14 protein-coding genes are annotated in these 15,461 nt (G+C 68.5%); 4 read left to right on the top strand and 10 right to left on the bottom strand.

Going from position 1 to position 15,461, the window contains the following annotated elements; translation table 11 throughout:
* Positions 1-156 precede the first annotated feature (156 nt).
* The 6 genes from garD to AC1RVY_RS14940 all read right to left on the bottom strand — a co-directional run bounded on the left by garD (position 157) and on the right by AC1RVY_RS14940 (position 6,605).
* Positions 157-1,731, bottom strand: a complete 1,575-nt coding sequence (garD, locus tag AC1RVY_RS14965; RefSeq protein ID WP_492807117.1) for a galactarate dehydratase — start codon at positions 1,729-1,731, stop codon at positions 157-159.
* 45 nt (positions 1,732-1,776) lie between these two features.
* Positions 1,777-3,069, bottom strand: a complete 1,293-nt coding sequence (locus tag AC1RVY_RS14960) for a TRAP transporter large permease (RefSeq protein WP_218296005.1) — start codon at positions 3,067-3,069, stop codon at positions 1,777-1,779.
* A gap of 217 nt (positions 3,070-3,286) precedes the next feature.
* Positions 3,287-3,775 (bottom strand): TRAP transporter small permease, encoded by a 489-nt coding sequence (locus AC1RVY_RS14955; RefSeq protein ID WP_218296006.1) that lies wholly within the window; start codon positions 3,773-3,775, stop codon positions 3,287-3,289.
* 71 nt (positions 3,776-3,846) lie between these two features.
* Complete coding sequence (locus tag AC1RVY_RS14950) at positions 3,847-4,824, bottom strand: TRAP transporter substrate-binding protein (RefSeq protein WP_218296007.1); 978 nt, start codon at positions 4,822-4,824, stop codon at positions 3,847-3,849.
* Between the two features lie 57 nt (positions 4,825-4,881).
* Complete coding sequence (locus AC1RVY_RS14945) at positions 4,882-5,778, bottom strand: SMP-30/gluconolactonase/LRE family protein (protein ID WP_492806969.1); 897 nt, start codon at positions 5,776-5,778, stop codon at positions 4,882-4,884.
* Between the two features lie 8 nt (positions 5,779-5,786).
* Positions 5,787-6,605 (bottom strand): NAD-dependent epimerase/dehydratase family protein, encoded by an 819-nt coding sequence (locus AC1RVY_RS14940; RefSeq protein WP_492253821.1) that lies wholly within the window; start codon positions 6,603-6,605, stop codon positions 5,787-5,789.
* 128 nt (positions 6,606-6,733) lie between these two features.
* Here AC1RVY_RS14940 and AC1RVY_RS14935 point away from each other — a divergent pair, with 128 nt between their 5' ends.
* From AC1RVY_RS14935 to AC1RVY_RS14925, 3 genes are all read left to right on the top strand, one after another.
* Complete coding sequence (locus AC1RVY_RS14935) at positions 6,734-7,462, top strand: FadR/GntR family transcriptional regulator (protein WP_218296010.1); 729 nt, start codon at positions 6,734-6,736, stop codon at positions 7,460-7,462.
* Positions 7,463-7,799: 337 nt separating this feature from the next.
* Positions 7,800-9,239, top strand: coding sequence for an aldehyde dehydrogenase family protein (locus tag AC1RVY_RS14930; RefSeq protein WP_218296011.1), 1,440 nt, complete (start codon positions 7,800-7,802; stop codon positions 9,237-9,239).
* 367 nt (positions 9,240-9,606) lie between these two features.
* Positions 9,607-9,924: a hypothetical protein gene (locus tag AC1RVY_RS14925; RefSeq protein ID WP_218296012.1), complete on the top strand. Its 318-nt coding sequence runs from the start codon at positions 9,607-9,609 to the stop codon at positions 9,922-9,924.
* Positions 9,925-10,018: 94 nt separating this feature from the next.
* Here the strand turns inward: AC1RVY_RS14925 and AC1RVY_RS14920 are convergent, their stop codons facing one another.
* On the bottom strand, positions 10,019-11,653 hold the full coding sequence (locus tag AC1RVY_RS14920; RefSeq protein WP_492806968.1) for an ABC transporter permease: 1,635 nt from the start codon (positions 11,651-11,653) through the stop codon (positions 10,019-10,021).
* Between the two features lie 125 nt (positions 11,654-11,778).
* Here AC1RVY_RS14920 and AC1RVY_RS14915 point away from each other — a divergent pair, with 125 nt between their 5' ends.
* Complete coding sequence (locus AC1RVY_RS14915; RefSeq protein ID WP_218296014.1) at positions 11,779-12,843, top strand: ABC transporter ATP-binding protein; 1,065 nt, start codon at positions 11,779-11,781, stop codon at positions 12,841-12,843.
* A gap of 24 nt (positions 12,844-12,867) precedes the next feature.
* On the opposite strand, the gene AC1RVY_RS14910 is transcribed toward AC1RVY_RS14915, so the two are convergent.
* The 3 genes from AC1RVY_RS14910 to AC1RVY_RS14900 form a co-directional block, all read right to left on the bottom strand.
* The gene (locus tag AC1RVY_RS14910) at positions 12,868-13,257 is read right to left on the bottom strand and encodes a thiol-disulfide oxidoreductase DCC family protein (RefSeq protein ID WP_492806967.1); all 390 of its coding nucleotides are present in this window, start codon (positions 13,255-13,257) and stop codon (positions 12,868-12,870) included.
* Positions 13,254-13,814 (bottom strand): DUF4166 domain-containing protein, encoded by a 561-nt coding sequence (locus AC1RVY_RS14905; protein ID WP_218296016.1) that lies wholly within the window; start codon positions 13,812-13,814, stop codon positions 13,254-13,256. The genes AC1RVY_RS14910 and AC1RVY_RS14905 overlap by 4 nt, the downstream gene beginning before the upstream one ends.
* A gap of 211 nt (positions 13,815-14,025) precedes the next feature.
* Positions 14,026-15,258 carry a Yip1 family protein gene (locus AC1RVY_RS14900; RefSeq protein WP_492244543.1) on the bottom strand — a complete coding sequence of 411 codons (1,233 nt, stop codon included), beginning with the start codon at positions 15,256-15,258 and terminating at the stop codon, positions 14,026-14,028.
* Between the last annotated feature and the right edge of the window lie 203 nt (positions 15,259-15,461).

The following is a 15,461-nucleotide window of genomic DNA, read 5'->3' as shown; positions in this document are numbered from 1 at the left end:
ATTTACCTATGTGTCACCCCGCCGCATGCAACGGGCGCGAGCCAAGCCAGAGCTCCCGTGCAAGGGCCGCCCCGCCGCGCTGGGAGCGTCCCCCTCCCGCATTGCGCAGCAATGCGAGAGAGGGGGAAGGCGCGAAGCGACTCAGGGGGTGTCACTTCAAGTCACCGGCGCGGGATTGAACAGCACCAGCGCGTTGTGCAGCTTCCACTGCTCGGCCCAGGTCTTCTTGCGACCGCTGGCCACGTCGAGCAGCAGGTGGAACATCTCCCAGCCCAGGTCTTCAATGCTGGCCTCGCCGTCGGCGATCTTGCCGGCGTTGATGTCCATCAGGTCATTCCAGCGGCGGGCCAGGTCGGTGCGCGTGGCCACCTTGACCACGGGGCATTCGGCCAGGCCGTAGGGCGTGCCCCGGCCGGTGGTGAACACGTGCAGGTTCATGCCAGCGGCCAGTTGCAGCGTGCCGCAGATGAAGTCGCTGGCGGGCGTGGCGGCGTACACCAGGCCGCGCTGGTCATGGCGCAGTTTCTCGCCGGGGGCCAGCACGTGCGAGATCGGAGCGGTGCCGCTCTTGATGATGGAGCCCATGGCCTTTTCGGCGATGTTGGACAAGCCACCCGCCTTGTTGCCCGGCGTGGTGTTGGCGGCGCGGTCCACGCGGCCCCGGTCGAGGTACTGGTCGTACCAGCCCAGTTCGCGCACGATGGCCTGGGCCACTTCGGGCGTGGCGGCGCGGCTGGTGAGCTGCTCCACCGCATCGCGCACCTCGGTGTTTTCACTGAACATCACGGTGGCGCCGGCGCGCACCAGCAGGTCGGCGCAAAAGCCCACGGCCGGGTTGGCGGTGACGCCCGAGAACGCATCGCTGCCGCCGCACTGCACGCCCAGCACCAGCTCGCTGGCGGGCAGGGTCTCGCGGCGGCGGGCGTTCAGCCGCGTGAGGTGCGGGCGCGCGCTTTGCACGATGTGGTCGAGCATGGACATGAAGCCCACATGCTCTTCGGCCTGCAGGCACACGGTCTCCGGGCCCAGCGCCGCATCACGCTCGTCGCTGATGGGAAAGCTGCCCGGGGGCAGCAGGCGGTCGGGCTGGAGCTTTTCGCAGCCCAGGCTCACCACCATGACCTCACCCCCAAAGTTGGGATTGAGGCTGATGTTGCGCAGGGTGCGGATGGGGATGATGGCGTCGGGCGCATCGATGGCCACGCCGCAGCCATAGGTGTGCTCCAGGCCGATCACGTCATCCACCTGCGGGTACAGCGGCAGCAGCTCCGTCTTGATGCGGCGCACCGCCAGGGCCACGACCCCCGCCACACACTGCACGGTGGTGGTGATGGCCAGGATGTTGCGCGTGCCCACCGAGCCGTCCGCGTTGCGGTAGCCCTCGAAGGTGTAGCCCGTGAGCGGTTCCAGCACGGGCGGCTTCACGGTGGCCATGGGCAGGCCCTCCAGCGCGCGGGCCGAAGGCATCTGCAGCAGGCGCTCGTGCACCCAGCTGCCTGCCGGGATGGGCTTGAGCGCGTAGCCGATGGGCACGTTGTAGCGGCGCACCACCTCCCCTTCGGCCATGTCCGTCAACGCCACCTTGTGGCCTTGGGGCACCTTGTCGCGCAGGGTGACGCCCGCGCCCGGCACGCCCTCGGGCAGCACCGTGCCTGCGGGCAGGCCACCGTCGTTGGCGACGATGGCGACGTTGTCGTCCGCGTGCATGCGGATGGTGAGGGGTTCTCGCATCGGGTCGTTCACTTCATGTCCGCTTCGTGTTTTGCACGGCCGTGCTCATCCACCGGCCTTCAGCACCAGGTCCGGCAACCACATCGAAAACTGAGGCACGTAGGTCACCAGCATCAGCGCCACGATGAGTGCGCTGTAGAACGGCCAGATGGTCTTCATCACCTCGCCCACGGAGATGCCGCCGATGGTGCAGCCGATGAACTGCGTGGTGCCCACCGGCGGCGTGTTCAGGCCCAGCGCGCAGTTGATGAGCATGACGATGCCGAACTGCTCGGTGGTCATGCCGAATTGCTGGCAGATGGGCAGGAAGATGGGCGTGCAGATGAGGATGGTGGCCGCCATGTCCAGGAAGGTGCCGAGCACGAACAGGATGATGTTCACGCACAGGAAGATCACCCAGGGCGAGGTGCTCATGGACTTGAGCGCATCGCCCGTCAGCTCGGCCACGCCGTACAGGCCGATCAGGTAGCCGAACATGGACGAGATGCCGATCAGCAGCAGCACGGTGCCCGTGGTCTTGACGGCCTTGGAGGCGGCCTTGAGGAACTGTTCGCGCGTGAGCTTCTTGTAGACGAAGACCGACAGCACCAGGGCCCACACCACGGCCACCGAGGCAGATTCGGTGGCCGTGAACGCCCCCGACAGAATGCCCGCGATGATGATGACCACCACCGCCAGCCCGGGGACTGACGCTCTGAAGGAGATCCACACGATCTCCCAGCCGGGGAAAGTGCCCGCAGGGTAGCCGCGCTTGACGGCCACCAGGTAGGCCGCCAGCAGATTGCACACCGTGAGCAGCAGCGCCGGCACGATGCCCGCGAGGATCAGCGCCGCGATGCTCACCTTGCCGCCCGCGGCCAAGGTGAAGATGATCAGGTTGTGCGACGTGGGCATGAGCGCGCCCACCAGCGAGGCGTGCGTGGTCACGTTCACCGCATAGTCGGCGTGGTAGCCCTCTTTCTTCATCTGCGGGATGAGCACGGCGCCCATGGCGGACACGTCGGCCACGGGCGAACCCGACACACCGCCGAACAGCGTGCAGGCGAGCACATTGCTCATGCCCAGACCGCCGCGCACATGGCCGGCCACGCTCTTGGCAAAGTCCACGATGCGGTCGGCGATGCCGCCGTACATCATGATCTCGCCCGCGAAGATGAAGAACGGGATCGCCAGGAACGAAAACGGATTCATGCCCGAAATCATCTGCTGGAAGCCCACGGCCAGCGGCAGGCCTTCATACAGGATGGTGGCCAGCGACGACAGGCCGATGGAAAACGCCACGGGCACGCCCAGCAGCAGCAGGAGCGTGAAGGTCACGCACAGAATGGTCAACGCCATGATGGTGGAATCTTTACAGGAACGTTAGGGTGCTGGGCGGTACGCTGGGATTGCTTCGATCGTCCCCGGGGCGCTCCGCATGCGGCGGGCGTGACCCAGGCCAGGGCAGCCGAGCCAGGGCCGCCCCGCCGCGAGGGCTGCGTCCCCCTGCCCGCGTGGCGCAGCCATGCGAGAGCGGGGGGAAGCGCTGAAAGCGCTCAGGGGGGTGTGCTTCATCTCAATGCCAGGCGGGCTCGACCTCTGTCCCGCGGACCAGGGCGATGATGTGCTCCAGGGAGAACATCGCCACCAGCACGCCAGCGAGCGCGGGGGGAACGTACTTGAACGCTTCGGAGATGCCGAGCGTGGGAATCTTGTAGGGCGCCACGGACTCGGCCAGCACGCCGCAGTTCCAGGCCATGACCACGCCGAAGACCAGCACCAGCACGTGGATCACGATTTCCAGCTTGTGGCGCAGCCAGTCGGGCGCCAGTACCAGGAACGATTCGAGGCCGATATGGCCCGCGTCACGCACACCCACCGCCATGCCCAGCATGGTGACGTACAACACCAGCAGCACCGCGCCGCTTTCGGCCCAGGTCGGCGTGTTGTTGAAGATGTAGCGGCCGATGACCTGGTAAAGCACGGCGCAGACCAGCAGCACCAGCCCCGCCACCCCCAGTTGCAGACAAGAGCGCGCGATGAAGGCGCAAAGACGCGTGTACATAGAGAACATTCGGAAGACGGAAGGAGGGACCCGCCGCAGGACGCACGGCCCTGCGGCATGGAACGCCAGGATTACTGCACCGCGTCGATGCGCTTGACCATGTCCTGGAGCTTGGGGTCCTTCAGGAACTTGTCATACACCGGCTTCATCGCGGTCTTGAAGGCCGCCTTGTCGATCTCCACGATCTGTGCGCCGCCGGCCTTGACGGTGGCCAGGGACTTTTCTTCACGCTCGTCCCAGATCTTGCGCATGAAGCCCACCGATTCCTTGGCGGCGGCGCGGATGGCCTTCTGGTCGTCGGCGCTCAGCGTGTCCCACACGCGCTTGCTGAACAGCAGGATCTCGGGCGCCATCGAGTGCTCGGTCTTGTTGAAGTACTTGGCCACTTCGAAGTGGCGCGAGCTTTCGTAGCTGGGGTAGTTGTTTTCGGCGGCGTCCACCAGGCCGGTCTTGAGCGCGGTGTAGACCTCGCCGAAGGGCATGGGGGTGGCGTTGGCGCCCATGGCCTCGAGCAGGGACACCCACAGGTCGCTCTGCTGCACGCGCACCTTCAGGCCCTTGACGTCGGCCAGGGTCTTGACGGGCTTCTTCACGGTGTAGATCGAGCGCGCGCCGCTGTCGTAGAAGGCCAGGCCCACGAAGCCCTGCGATTCGCAGTCCTTCAGGATCTCGTCACCGATGGCTCCGTCGAGGACCTTGCGCATGTGTTCCTTGTCGCGGAACAGGAAGGGCATGGTGGGCACCATGGTGGCGGGGCAGATGTTATTCATGGGCGCGACGTTCACGCGCGTCATGGCGATGGCGCCCAGCTTGGTCTGCTCGATGGTGTCCTTCTCGATGCCCAGGGAGCCCTTGGCGTACACCTTGATGCTGTGCTTGCCGCCCGTGGCCTTGGACAGTGTCTCGCCCATGTGGCGCACGGCCAGCACGGTGGGGTAGTCCTCGGGGTGGATGTCCGACGAGCGGAATTCCGTGGCCTGCGCGGTGAGGCCGCCGAGCACGATGCTGGCGGCAAACGCCACGCGGCCCATCAATTGGGGAATTTTCATGGTTGTCTCCTGGGTTGAAGTGTTGTGAATGGGGGAGAGTTCCGAAGCCTGTTGTCTTCAGGCGCTCCGATAGGGTGTTTCCGGCAACCCCGCCACGCCGGGGCGGGTGGCAAAAATGGCGCCGCCCAGCGCCACGCCGTCGCCCTGGGGCTGCCCGGGGCGGATGGAGGTGATGAACAGCACGTCCAGCCCCGGGCCGCCGAAGCTGCACATCGAGGGCTTGCTGGTGGGCACGGCGATGGACCGGTCCAGCCGGCCGTCGGGCGTGAAGCGGTGCACCACGCCAGCGTCGTTGCCGCAGATCCAGTAGCAGCCGTCGGCATCCACCGCGCCGCCGTCGGGCCGGCCGGGCAGATCGCGCATGTCCACGAACAGCGAGCGCTCGCCCAGGGACCCATCGTCGTGCAGCGGCAACTGCCAGATCTGCTGCACGCTCGGGTGGCTGTCGCTCAGGTACAGGGTCTTGCCGTCGGGGCTGAAGCCCAGGCCGTTCTGCGTGACCAGTCCCTGCACCTGCGGTGCCGACAGGCCGCGCTGTCCGTCCATGCGGTACAGGCTGCCCGCGGCCTGCGCCAGCGACATGTCGCGCACCATGGTGCCCGCCCAGAAGCGGCCCTGGCGGTCGCAGCGGCCGTCGTTGAAGCGCATGCCGGGCCGGGGGTGGTCCACGCCGGCCAGCAGGGTGGCGGCCAGGGTGCCCCCCACTTGGGGCTGCAGGTGAAAGACGCCCGTGTCCATGCCTGCGATCAGCCCGCCGGCCGCATGCAGCGCGATGCAGGCGGGGCGCTCCACCGTCTCCCAGCTTTGCACGCGCTGGTCCGCATAGGTCCAGCGGTGCAGCTGGCGGCCTTCGATGTCCACCCAGTAGAGCGCCTGCTCGGCGGGGCTCCAGACGGGGCTTTCGCCCACCTGGTCGCGGTGGTGGGGCAGCAGCAGGTCCACGGGGGACGTCATCGGGGCGCTCATTCGAAGGGACCCGTGCGCACGAACGGGCCGCCCTGGTAGATCACGGCGGGGTCGGTCAGGTCGGGGTGCGGGTCGGCCGCCTCGACCTTGGCGCGGAAGGGCTCGGAGCTGTCCTGCGGCCGGTAGCCGATGTGGCGCGCCAGCGTGTTGTCCCACCAGGTGGTGGTGTTGTCGCCCATGCCGTAGATGGTGCTGTGGCCCACCACCGGAGCGGTCAGGCTGGCGACCACCAGGCGCTCCAGGTCGTCATAGCTCATCCAGGTGGCGAGCATCCGGCGGTTGCGGGGTTCCGGGAACGAGGAGCCGATGCGCAGGCACACCGTCTCGATGCCATGGCGGTCGAAGTAAAAACGGGAGAGGTCTTCGCCAAACGCCTTGGACAGGCCGTACAGGCCGTCGGGCCGGGCCGGGTCCTTGAGGCCCACCACCTCGTCTTGCCGGTAGAAGCCGGTGACGTGGTTGGAACTGGCGAACACCACCCGCTTGACGCCCTGCTTGCGCGCCGCCTCATACAGGTTGTAGGCACCGATGATGTTGGCCTGCAGGATCGGCTCCCAGGGCTGTTCGGTGGACACGCCGCCCAGATGCACCACGGCGTCGACGCCCTCCAGCAGCGCGAGCATGGCACCGGCATCCTCCAGCCGCGCGGGGCGCACCTCTTCCCCCGCGCCTTCCTGGCCCAGGTCGGCCACGTCGGACAGGCGCAAGGTACCGCAGTAGGCTTTCAGGCGCGTGCGCAGCTCGCGCCCCAGCCCCCCGGCCGCCCCGGTCAGTAACAAGCGTTGGAAACGGATGGGGGTGGGATGGCAAGGCATGGCGGTTACAAAGGCGGGGGTTCTTGGTACAGTGGCAACAGATTCTGTTGAACGTCATCAGTTGTCGTACAACAAAAATGCAATGTACTGCTTCTCCCCACGGCGCCACATAGGGATAACACCAAGAGATGAACACCGATACCGCGCTTCGCCGCAAGCCCCGCACCCTGGCCCTGGAACTGGTCGATTCCCTGGGGGACCGCATCCGCGATGGCAGCCTGGCACTGGGCGACAAGCTCCCCACCGAAGCGGCCATCATGGCCGAGTTCAGCGTCAGCCGCACCGTCGTGCGCGAGGCGATTTCCAAGCTGCAGGCCTCCGGCCTGGTGGAAACACGGCACGGCATCGGCACCTTTGTGCTGGGGCTGGGGCAGGCACCGGGCTTCAAGATCACCCCCGACCAGTTCAGCACGCTGCGCGACGTGATCGCGGTGCTGGAGCTGCGCATCGGCGTGGAAACCGAGGCGGCCGCATTGGCCGCCCAGCGCCGCACCGAGGCCAACCTGAAGGCCATGCGCGAGGCGCTTGATGCGGTGGCCGCCGCCGTGGATGCCGGCCGCGACGCGGTGGCGGCGGATTTCCAGTTCCACCTGGAAATTGCGCGCGCCACGCAGAACAGCCATTTCGCCGAACTGATGGGCACGCTGGGCAGCATGATCATCCCGCGCGCGCGGCTGGCCTCACCGGATTCGGGGGACGATGAACGGCGCCAGTACCTGCGCCGCGTCAATGGCGAACACGAAAGCATCTACGACGCCATCGTGGGCCAGGACCCCGACGCCGCGCGGGCCGCCATGCGCACCCATCTGGCCAACAGCCGCGAGCGCAGGCGGCGCGCGCAGGCCGAGGCGAGTTGACGCGCCCGCGCCGTGGGCATCGGCCCTCTCCTCTGCCAGATGCGAAGTGCCCGGTTGTCTCATCAGTACTAACCCGCAGGTCTGAGAGGTCTAAAATGTTGTACGATGACATACAACAAGACTTTCAAACCCGTTGGCCGCACGATGGCAGATGGCGGCCGGCACCTGCGGGCGAGCTGCCCGCGCCGCGCCACCGCCACCCGGCCTTGCGGTACGCTGCGCAGCCACAGCCCGTCGGCGCCCCGCCACGGGCCCTGGGCGCGGCGCGGCATTCCGCCGAGGGCAGGCACTGCCTTCCGCACACCCTTTTCACTTCACTCACCAACCCACCACAGCCATGCATGCAAACCTGATCGGCGGCGCCTGGACAGACGGCGTCCGTACCTATAGCAACACCAACCCCTCGGACACCCGCGACGTGATCGGCGACTACGCCGTGGCCAGCCGCGAGCAGGCGCTGGAGGCCGTGTCGGCAGCCCACGCGGCCTTCCCGGCCTGGAGCGTGTCCACGCCCCAGCAGCGTTTTGACATCCTGGACGCGGTGGGCAACGAGATCATCGCCCGCAAGGCCGAGCTCGGCGACCTGCTGGCACGCGAAGAGGGCAAGACGCTGCCCGAGGCGATTGGTGAAGTGGGCCGCGCGGCCGCCATCTTCAAGTTCTTCGCCGGCGAGGCGCTGCGCCCCGGTGGCGAAGTGATGCCGTCCGTGCGCCCCGGCGTGGGCATCGAGATCACGCGCGAGCCCCTGGGCGTGATCGGCATCATCACGCCGTGGAACTTCCCCATCGCCATCCCGGCCTGGAAGATCGCCCCGGCACTGGCCTATGGCAACTGCGTGGTGTTCAAGCCCGCCGAAGTGGTGCCCGGCTCCGCCTGGGCGCTGGCCGACATCCTGCACCGCGCGGGCCTGCCGGCCGGCGTGTTCAATCTGGTGATGGGCCGCGGCTCGGACGTGGGCCAGGTGCTGCTGGAAGATGAGCGCATCGCGGGCGTGAGCTTCACCGGATCGGTGGGCACGGGCCAGCGCGTGGCGGCGGCCTGCGTGCCGCGCGGCGCCAAGGTGCAGCTGGAGATGGGCGGCAAGAACCCCTTCGTGGTGCTGGACGACGCCGACCTGGCCGTGGCCGTGGGCGCCGCCGTCAACAGCGGCTTCTTCTCCACCGGCCAGCGCTGCACCGCCAGCAGCCGCGTGATCGTGACCGAGGGCATCCACGACCGCTTCGTGGCCGCCATGGTCGAGAAGATGAAGACCCTGAAGGTGGACGACGCGCGCAAGGCCGGCACCGACATCGGCCCCGTGGTGGACGACCGCCAGCTGGCGCAGGACCTGGAATACATCGGCATCGGCCGGCAGGAGGGGGCCAAGCTCGCCTACGGCGGCGAGGCCCTGGAGAAGAACGCCGACGGCGCACCCGGCTTCTACCTCCGCCCGGCCCTGTTCACCGAGACCACGCCTGGCATGCGCATCAACCGCGAAGAGATCTTCGGCCCCGTGGTGAGCGTGTTGCGCGCGAAGAACTACGACGAAGCGCTGGCCCTGGCCAACGACACGCCCTTCGGTCTGGCCAGCGGCATCGCCACCACCAGCCTCAAGCACGCCACGCACTTCAAGCGCCACGCGCAAGCCGGCATGGTGATGGTGAACCTGCCCACGGCGGGCGTGGACTACCACGTGCCCTTCGGCGGCCGCAAGAGCAGCAGCTACGGCCCGCGCGAGCAGGGCCGCTACGCCGCCGAGTTCTACACAACGGTGAAGACCGCCTACACACAGGCCTGAACCGGGGGGCCTTCCCGCATCACCGGCCCTGCGGACGGTGGTGCGCGGGCACGGCGCACCACCCGCCGGGTTTTGAGCAAAATGGCTCGCAAGCGCTCATGGGTAAAGCGCTGACAGCTATTCTATTAATAGCAAACAATGCCCATGCTGGTGGTGGCGCGCCCGGCAACCGGGTGCGAGAACATGCCAGGGGCGGCACGCCCACCGTCTGCAAGCCGCCACGCGGCAGGGCCCGCAAAGATAAAGCCGCAGGGCGGACTCCAAAAATGTATCTAATGGTTACACTGACGATGCCGCCTTGTTTCGCGGGCGGCAGTGTCCATCCCTGCCCTCTCTTCTTCATCCCCCCGCACGGGGAATCTGCGCCATGAAAATCTCCCCCCTCTTCGCCGCCCTGGCCCTTGTTCTTTCGGCCAGCAGCGCGGTGCACGCCGCAGATGACTACAACCGCCCACCCGCGGGCGACGCGCAGTTTCGCCAGTGCCTGAGCCATTCCGCCAAGGTCTACCAGGGTGGTAACGAAGCCAGCCCCATCAAGGGCCAGACCAAGGCCCAGGCGTGGTGCACCTGCATGTGGAACGAAACGCCCGAGGACTTCAAGGGCAACCTGGTGACCTTCTCCGAAACCCGCAAGGGCAAGGAAACCAACAAGCTGTGCGAGAAGCACGCCGACTGGAGCGAATGAACGAGCGCCCGGGCACTGCTCACATGCCCCATGAACAAAGCCGCCCTCGGGCGGCTTTGTTCATTGCGCAGGCGCCCGGAAAGTGCTGACGGCCTCAGGCCCGGCTGCGCAGGGTGCGGCTGAGCAAAATCACGGGAACCAGCCCCACCGCCACCAGCGCCAGCGACGGCAAGGCCGCCTCGCCCAGCCGCTCGTCGCGCGCCAGCTGGTAGGCCACCACGGCGAGGGTGTCGCTGTTGAAGGGGCGCAGCACCATCGTGGCGGGCAGCTCCTTCATCACGTCCACGAACACCAGCAGCGCGGCGGCGGCGGTGGAACGCTTGAGCAGCGGCCAGTGCACGCGCGCCAGCAGCCCGCGGCTGCCGACACCCAGCATGCGGGCCGAGTCGTCCAGGCTGAGCGGAATGCGCGCGTAGCCGCTCTGCATGGACTGCAGGGCCACCGCGCAGAACCGCACGAGGTAGGCCCAGACGATGCCAAACGCCGTGGCGGTGACGAGCGCGCCCACGCCCCACTGCGGCATGGCCGCCTGCAGCCAGCCCACGGGCAGCAGCAGGCCCACCACGATGACGGCGCCCGGCACCGCATAGCCGACGCTGGCCAGCTGCACCACGCCGCGCGTGACGGGGTCGGGCTGGCGGCGCACCGCAAAGGCCAGCGCCAGCGCGATGGCCACCGCCAGCGCGGCCGTGATGCCGCCCAGGCGCACGCTGTGCCAGGCCCATTCCATGAAGCGCTCCCACGGCAGCACCGACCAGTCGGCCGCCAGCGGCCGCAGCATGAAGGCCACTGGCGCCACGAAACCCATGACCACCGGCACCGTGCAGACCGCCCATGCCGCCCAGCGGCGCGCTCCGCGCAGCGCCAGGGGCTGCGCCTCGGCCGAGCCCGCTCGCCCGCCGCCGGTGGCAAAACGCATGCGCTTTTGCGCACGGTGCTCCATGTGCAGCAGCACCATCACCACCACCAGCAGCATGGTGGCCAGTTGCGCGGCCGCCAGGCGGTTGTCCATGGACAGCCAGGCCTTGTAGATGCCGGTAGTGAAGGTCTGGATGCCGAAATAGCTCGCCACGCCGAAGTCGGCCAGGGTTTCCATCAGCACCAGCGCCACGCCGGCGGCGACGGCGGGGCGCGCCAGCGGCAGGGCCACCGCGCGGATGCGGCGCGGCAGCGGCGCGCCCAGCAGGCGCGCGGCCTCCATGAGGTGCGCGGCACGCTCGCCCAGCGCCGTGCGCGCCAGCAGGTAGACATACGGGTACAGCGAGAAGATGAACACCCACACCGCGCCGCCCAGGCTGCGCACTTCGGGCAGGAGGCGGCCTTCGAGGCCAAAGGTGCTGCGCAGGCCCACCTGCAGGGGGCCGCTGAACTGCAGGAAGTCGGTGTACGCGTAGGCCGTCACATAGGCGGGCATGGCCAGCGGCAGCAGCAGCAGCCACTCCAGGGTGCGGCGGCCGGGAAAGTCGAACAGCGTCACGGCCGCCGCGGCGCTGGTGCCCACGATGGCGGCGCCCAGCGCTACCATCACGCTCAGCTGCAATGTGGTCCACACATAGCCGGGCAGCACGGTGGCGGCCATCTCGCGCAGGATGGCCCCGGCCTGGGCGTCGCCCGGGCCCGAGGGGGAGAACGGAAACCACGAGGCCAGCACCGCCAGCACGGGCAATGCCAGAAAGCCTGCGAACAGGACCAGGGGAATGGTGCGAAAGGCGAAGGGCGTGCGGCGCAAGGGGCGGGAGCTCGGCAGAGGGGGTGGGAAGAAAACGCACACCCGCACGGACGGCAACCGGGCAACGCTCAGGAATGCAAATGCGAATTTTAAGCATTCACTCCCCTACCCCATAAAATGCAGACATGTTTCTTGAGGTCTCCCAACTCGAAGTGCGCTATGCGGGCCGTGCGCAGGCCGCGGTGCAAGGTGTCACGCTGGGCCTGCACGCAGGCGATATCGGCGTGCTGATCGGCCCCTCGGGCTGCGGCAAGACGACGCTGCTGCGCGCGGTGGCGGGGCTGGAGCCGGTGAGCGGCGGCGAAATCCGGCTGACCAAGGGCCTCGTGAGCAGTGCCGCGCTGAGCGTGCCGCCCGAACTGCGGCGCATCGGCATGGTGTTCCAGGACTACGCCCTGTTTCCGCACCTGTCGGTGGGCCGCAACGTGGCGTTCGGCATCCACGCGCTGCCCCGGGCCGAGCAGGCCGCGCGCGTGACCGAGGTGCTTCAGCTGGTGGGGCTGGAAGGCAGCGAGAACCGCTTTCCGCACGAACTCTCCGGAGGCCAGCAACAGCGCGTGGCGCTGGCACGCGCCCTGGCGCCGCGCCCGCAGCTCATGCTGCTGGACGAGCCCTTCTCCAACCTCGACGTGGACCTGCGCGAGCGCCTCGCGCACGAGGTGCGCGGCATCCTCAAGGCCGCGGGCGCCACGGCGCTGTTCGTCACGCACGACCAGTTCGAGGCCTTTGCCATCGGCGATGTGATCGGCGTGATGCACGAGGGCCGCCTGCACCAGTGGGACGACGCGTACACCCTGTACCACCGCCCCGCCACGCGCTTCGTGGCCGACTTCATCGGGCACGGCGTGTTCGCCCCCGCCACGCTGGTGCAGCGCGGCAACAACGTGGTGGCGCAAACGCCCCTGGGCGAACTGACCGACCTGGACGAATGCCCCCTGCCCGGCAGCTACCCCGGCGGCGAATGCGATGTGCTGCTGCGCGCCGACGACATCGTGCACGACGACGATGCGCCGGTGCAGGCGCAGATCGTGCGCAAGTCGTTCCGGGGCGCCGAATTCCTCTACACGCTGCGCCTGGCCAGCGGCCAGACCATGCTGGCCCACGTGCCCAGCCACCACGACCACGCCCTGGGCGAATGGATCGGCATCCGCGCGCAGGTGGACCATGTGGTGACCTTTCCCCGCGAGTGACGGCGTGCGCGGCCCGATGCCGCGTCAGTCCAGGAACCGCGCGGCCATCCCGGGCGCGGGCACCAGGCAGGTCTCGGAGCGCCCCCATATCCGGTAGCGATTGCGCGCCACCCGGCGGTAGAGCGCGTCGCGCACGGGCGCGGGCACCAGCCATCCCAACCAGGCCAGGCGCCAGGGCCACCCCAGGCGGTGCAGCACGCGCAGGATGGCCGCCGTGTGCTGCCAGCTGCGGCCACCCTCGATGACGAGCAGGGTCTGCAGCCCATCCACCTGCAGGCCCGCGCCGGCCAGCAGCCGCCGGCCGGTGGCGCCCTGCATGGAGGCGAAACGGATGCGCCCCGCGCGGTCGTGCCGCAGCAGGAACCGCACCCAGCCGTTGCACAGCAGGCACTGCGCGTCGAACACCACGATCATGGAGGAAGCCCCTCGGTGGCTGGCACGACCAGGTGGCCCCGGTAGTGAACCACCCGCCCCACCCACGGCACGGTGGCCTGCACGTGGAAATGCAGGGTATCGCCCCGCCCGGTCTCCTCGGCCACCACGCGCGGGCGCAGCCACGCGGGGCAAGGGATGCCCAGGAAATGCAGGTGCTGCAAGCGCATGACCAGCCGGCCCTGCTGTTCATCGAGCACGAAGCCCAGCCGCGCGGCCCCCAGATGCTCCACCACCCGGCCACCGGATTCGCGCAGGGTGGAGCGCATGGTCCGCGCGGGGAAGCAACGCGTCCACACCTCGGCGCCGGGAGTGGCATCCAGCTCGAAGACGATGTCGCCCTGGACCGGGCGCAGTGGCGCCCCCAGCGCCCACGCGAGCAGGCGGCCCATCGCGCCCGCCGGAGCCTCGACCACCACCTTGCCCCGAAGCCTGTGCCGGCCCGACAGGCTGTGAAACCGCGCCAGCGCAGGCGCCAGGCGCCCGAAGGCCGGGCCCATGGCGCGCTGGTACAGGGAAGCAAGGGTGGGAGCAGGCATGGGAAGGGGCAGGAAGATCTGGCGGCGCGCAGCGTCCGGCCGCACCGGCAAGGGAAACGAACCGGCAGGGCCCGCGCCTGCCCGCCAGTCTAGCGCGCGGACACCGGTTGCTTCGCAGGCCCGGACACGAAAAAAAGCCGGCGCGTGCCGGCTTGCCTGTGCAGGGGGCACGGTGCCCATGCCCGGGGCGTGCGCCGCGTACGCCGGGGCGTCAGGACTTGCCCTTGCGCTGCAGGCCCTCCAGGCCATTGAGGTCCACCTGGCCCAGGATGCCCCGCAAGTCCTTGACGCCCATGTGGTCGCCCTCGACGCTGACCACCAGCCCGTTCTTCAGGATGGCCTTGAACTCGGCATGGCTGCCGTCCTTCTCGTAGCGCTGGTGCAGCGTGCGGCCGCCCTCCTGCCACGTCTTCTCGGCGCTGGTCTGGTCTTCCTTCTCGCCCTGGGCCATGCCCATGGCCATCACCGCCATCTGGCCCAGGCCGCCGATGTCGGTGATCTCCAGGCGCACCTGCTTGCTGTCGCTGCCGTATTGCGCGCTGGCCTGGCTGGTGGGCAGGCCCAGCGCCGCGCCGTCCTGCACGTCGAAGCCGGTGCGCGGCAGGCCCGCCAGGCTTTCGGGCAGCGCGGCCTTGAGCGATTGCGCGGCAATGGCCTGGCCGCCCCCCAGCGCGCCCGCCGCGGCCGCTGCGGCCTTGCCGGTGGCGGCCGCGATGGCGGCGGGGTCCTGGCCCTTCTGGGCCTGCTCCAGCTGGCGCGCGGCTTCTTCCATCTTCTTGCCGGCAGCTTCCAGGCCGGCGGTGTCGATGGACACCGACCCCTTGGGCGTGTTCAGGGTGACGGCAGGCGCCGCGGCGCCGCCGAACAGGCTTCCGCCACCGGGCATGAAGACCGAGCTGACGGCACCGATGACCACGCCCATGACGATGGCCGCGATGATGACGACCACGGTGTATGCCACCGACTTCTCCGGTGCGCTCTTCATCAGCACGGGCAGGCCGGTGTAGAGCAGGTAGATGGAATACAGCGCCGCCAGCAAACCCAGCATGGCCAGCGCCGGCAGCAGGCTGAACACCCCGCCCAGCATGGCGGCCGTGCTGGCATAGACCGCCACCTTGAGGGCCTGGATCTGGTTCTTCTGCCCCCCGAACGCAGGGGCGAGCGCATCAATGATGAGCGCGAGCACGAACACGCCCACCAGGCTGAGCACGTACGACACCACCATGTTCACCAGGCCGGAAACCAGGGGCACGCGAACGGTCACGCCAAAGCCGCCGAAGCCGATCAGCGACAGGCCGATGAAGCCGCAGACCACCGGGATCGCGGCCAGGATCATGTAGTAGCGGGTGAACAGGGTCGCCGCATCGGTGGATTCGGATTCGATGGCGACCCAGGTCTCCTTGGGTTGCAGAAGAATGCTCTTGGCGCGCTCAATCAGGTTCATGGTGCCCTCCCGGCAGTGTGAGTGGTGCCTGCTGCCGTCGTGCCGCAGGCCGAAAGACGCGGACGATACGGGAAATTGCCCGCAATTGGGCGCTGTTGCCACACCGTCGCCGCCGCAAACGTGGAATATGCACGTTTTTGGGCCGCAGAACCACCCCGCTTGCGCGCCGCGCACGCGGGAGGAGCGGCGCGCCTGGCCCGCCC

It is taken from the genome of Acidovorax sp. GW821-FHT11A03, assembly GCF_058809075.1.
Note: the sequence above shows the minus strand (reverse complement) of the source record. Positions and strands in the feature narration are given on the sequence as shown.

Coding starts and splice junctions, on each gene's coding strand:
- AC1RVY_RS14900 (WP_492244543.1), bottom strand. CDS start 15,258: ATGAACCTGATTGAGCGCGCCAAGAGCATTCTTCTGCAACCCAAGGAG.
- AC1RVY_RS14935 (WP_218296010.1), top strand. CDS start 6,734: ATGAACACCGATACCGCGCTTCGCCGCAAGCCCCGCACCCTGGCCCTG.
- AC1RVY_RS14910 (WP_492806967.1), bottom strand. CDS start 13,257: ATGATCGTGGTGTTCGACGCGCAGTGCCTGCTGTGCAACGGCTGGGTG.
- AC1RVY_RS14950 (WP_218296007.1), bottom strand. CDS start 4,824: ATGAAAATTCCCCAATTGATGGGCCGCGTGGCGTTTGCCGCCAGCATC.
- AC1RVY_RS14945 (WP_492806969.1), bottom strand. CDS start 5,778: ATGACGTCCCCCGTGGACCTGCTGCTGCCCCACCACCGCGACCAGGTG.
- AC1RVY_RS14925 (WP_218296012.1), top strand. CDS start 9,607: ATGAAAATCTCCCCCCTCTTCGCCGCCCTGGCCCTTGTTCTTTCGGCC.
- AC1RVY_RS14960 (WP_218296005.1), bottom strand. CDS start 3,069: ATGGCGTTGACCATTCTGTGCGTGACCTTCACGCTCCTGCTGCTGCTG.
- AC1RVY_RS14955 (WP_218296006.1), bottom strand. CDS start 3,775: ATGTACACGCGTCTTTGCGCCTTCATCGCGCGCTCTTGTCTGCAACTG.
- AC1RVY_RS14940 (WP_492253821.1), bottom strand. CDS start 6,605: ATGCCTTGCCATCCCACCCCCATCCGTTTCCAACGCTTGTTACTGACC.
- AC1RVY_RS14930 (WP_218296011.1), top strand. CDS start 7,800: ATGCATGCAAACCTGATCGGCGGCGCCTGGACAGACGGCGTCCGTACC.
- AC1RVY_RS14905 (WP_218296016.1), bottom strand. CDS start 13,814: ATGCCTGCTCCCACCCTTGCTTCCCTGTACCAGCGCGCCATGGGCCCG.
- garD (WP_492807117.1), bottom strand. CDS start 1,731: ATGCGAGAACCCCTCACCATCCGCATGCACGCGGACGACAACGTCGCC.
- AC1RVY_RS14915 (WP_218296014.1), top strand. CDS start 11,779: ATGTTTCTTGAGGTCTCCCAACTCGAAGTGCGCTATGCGGGCCGTGCG.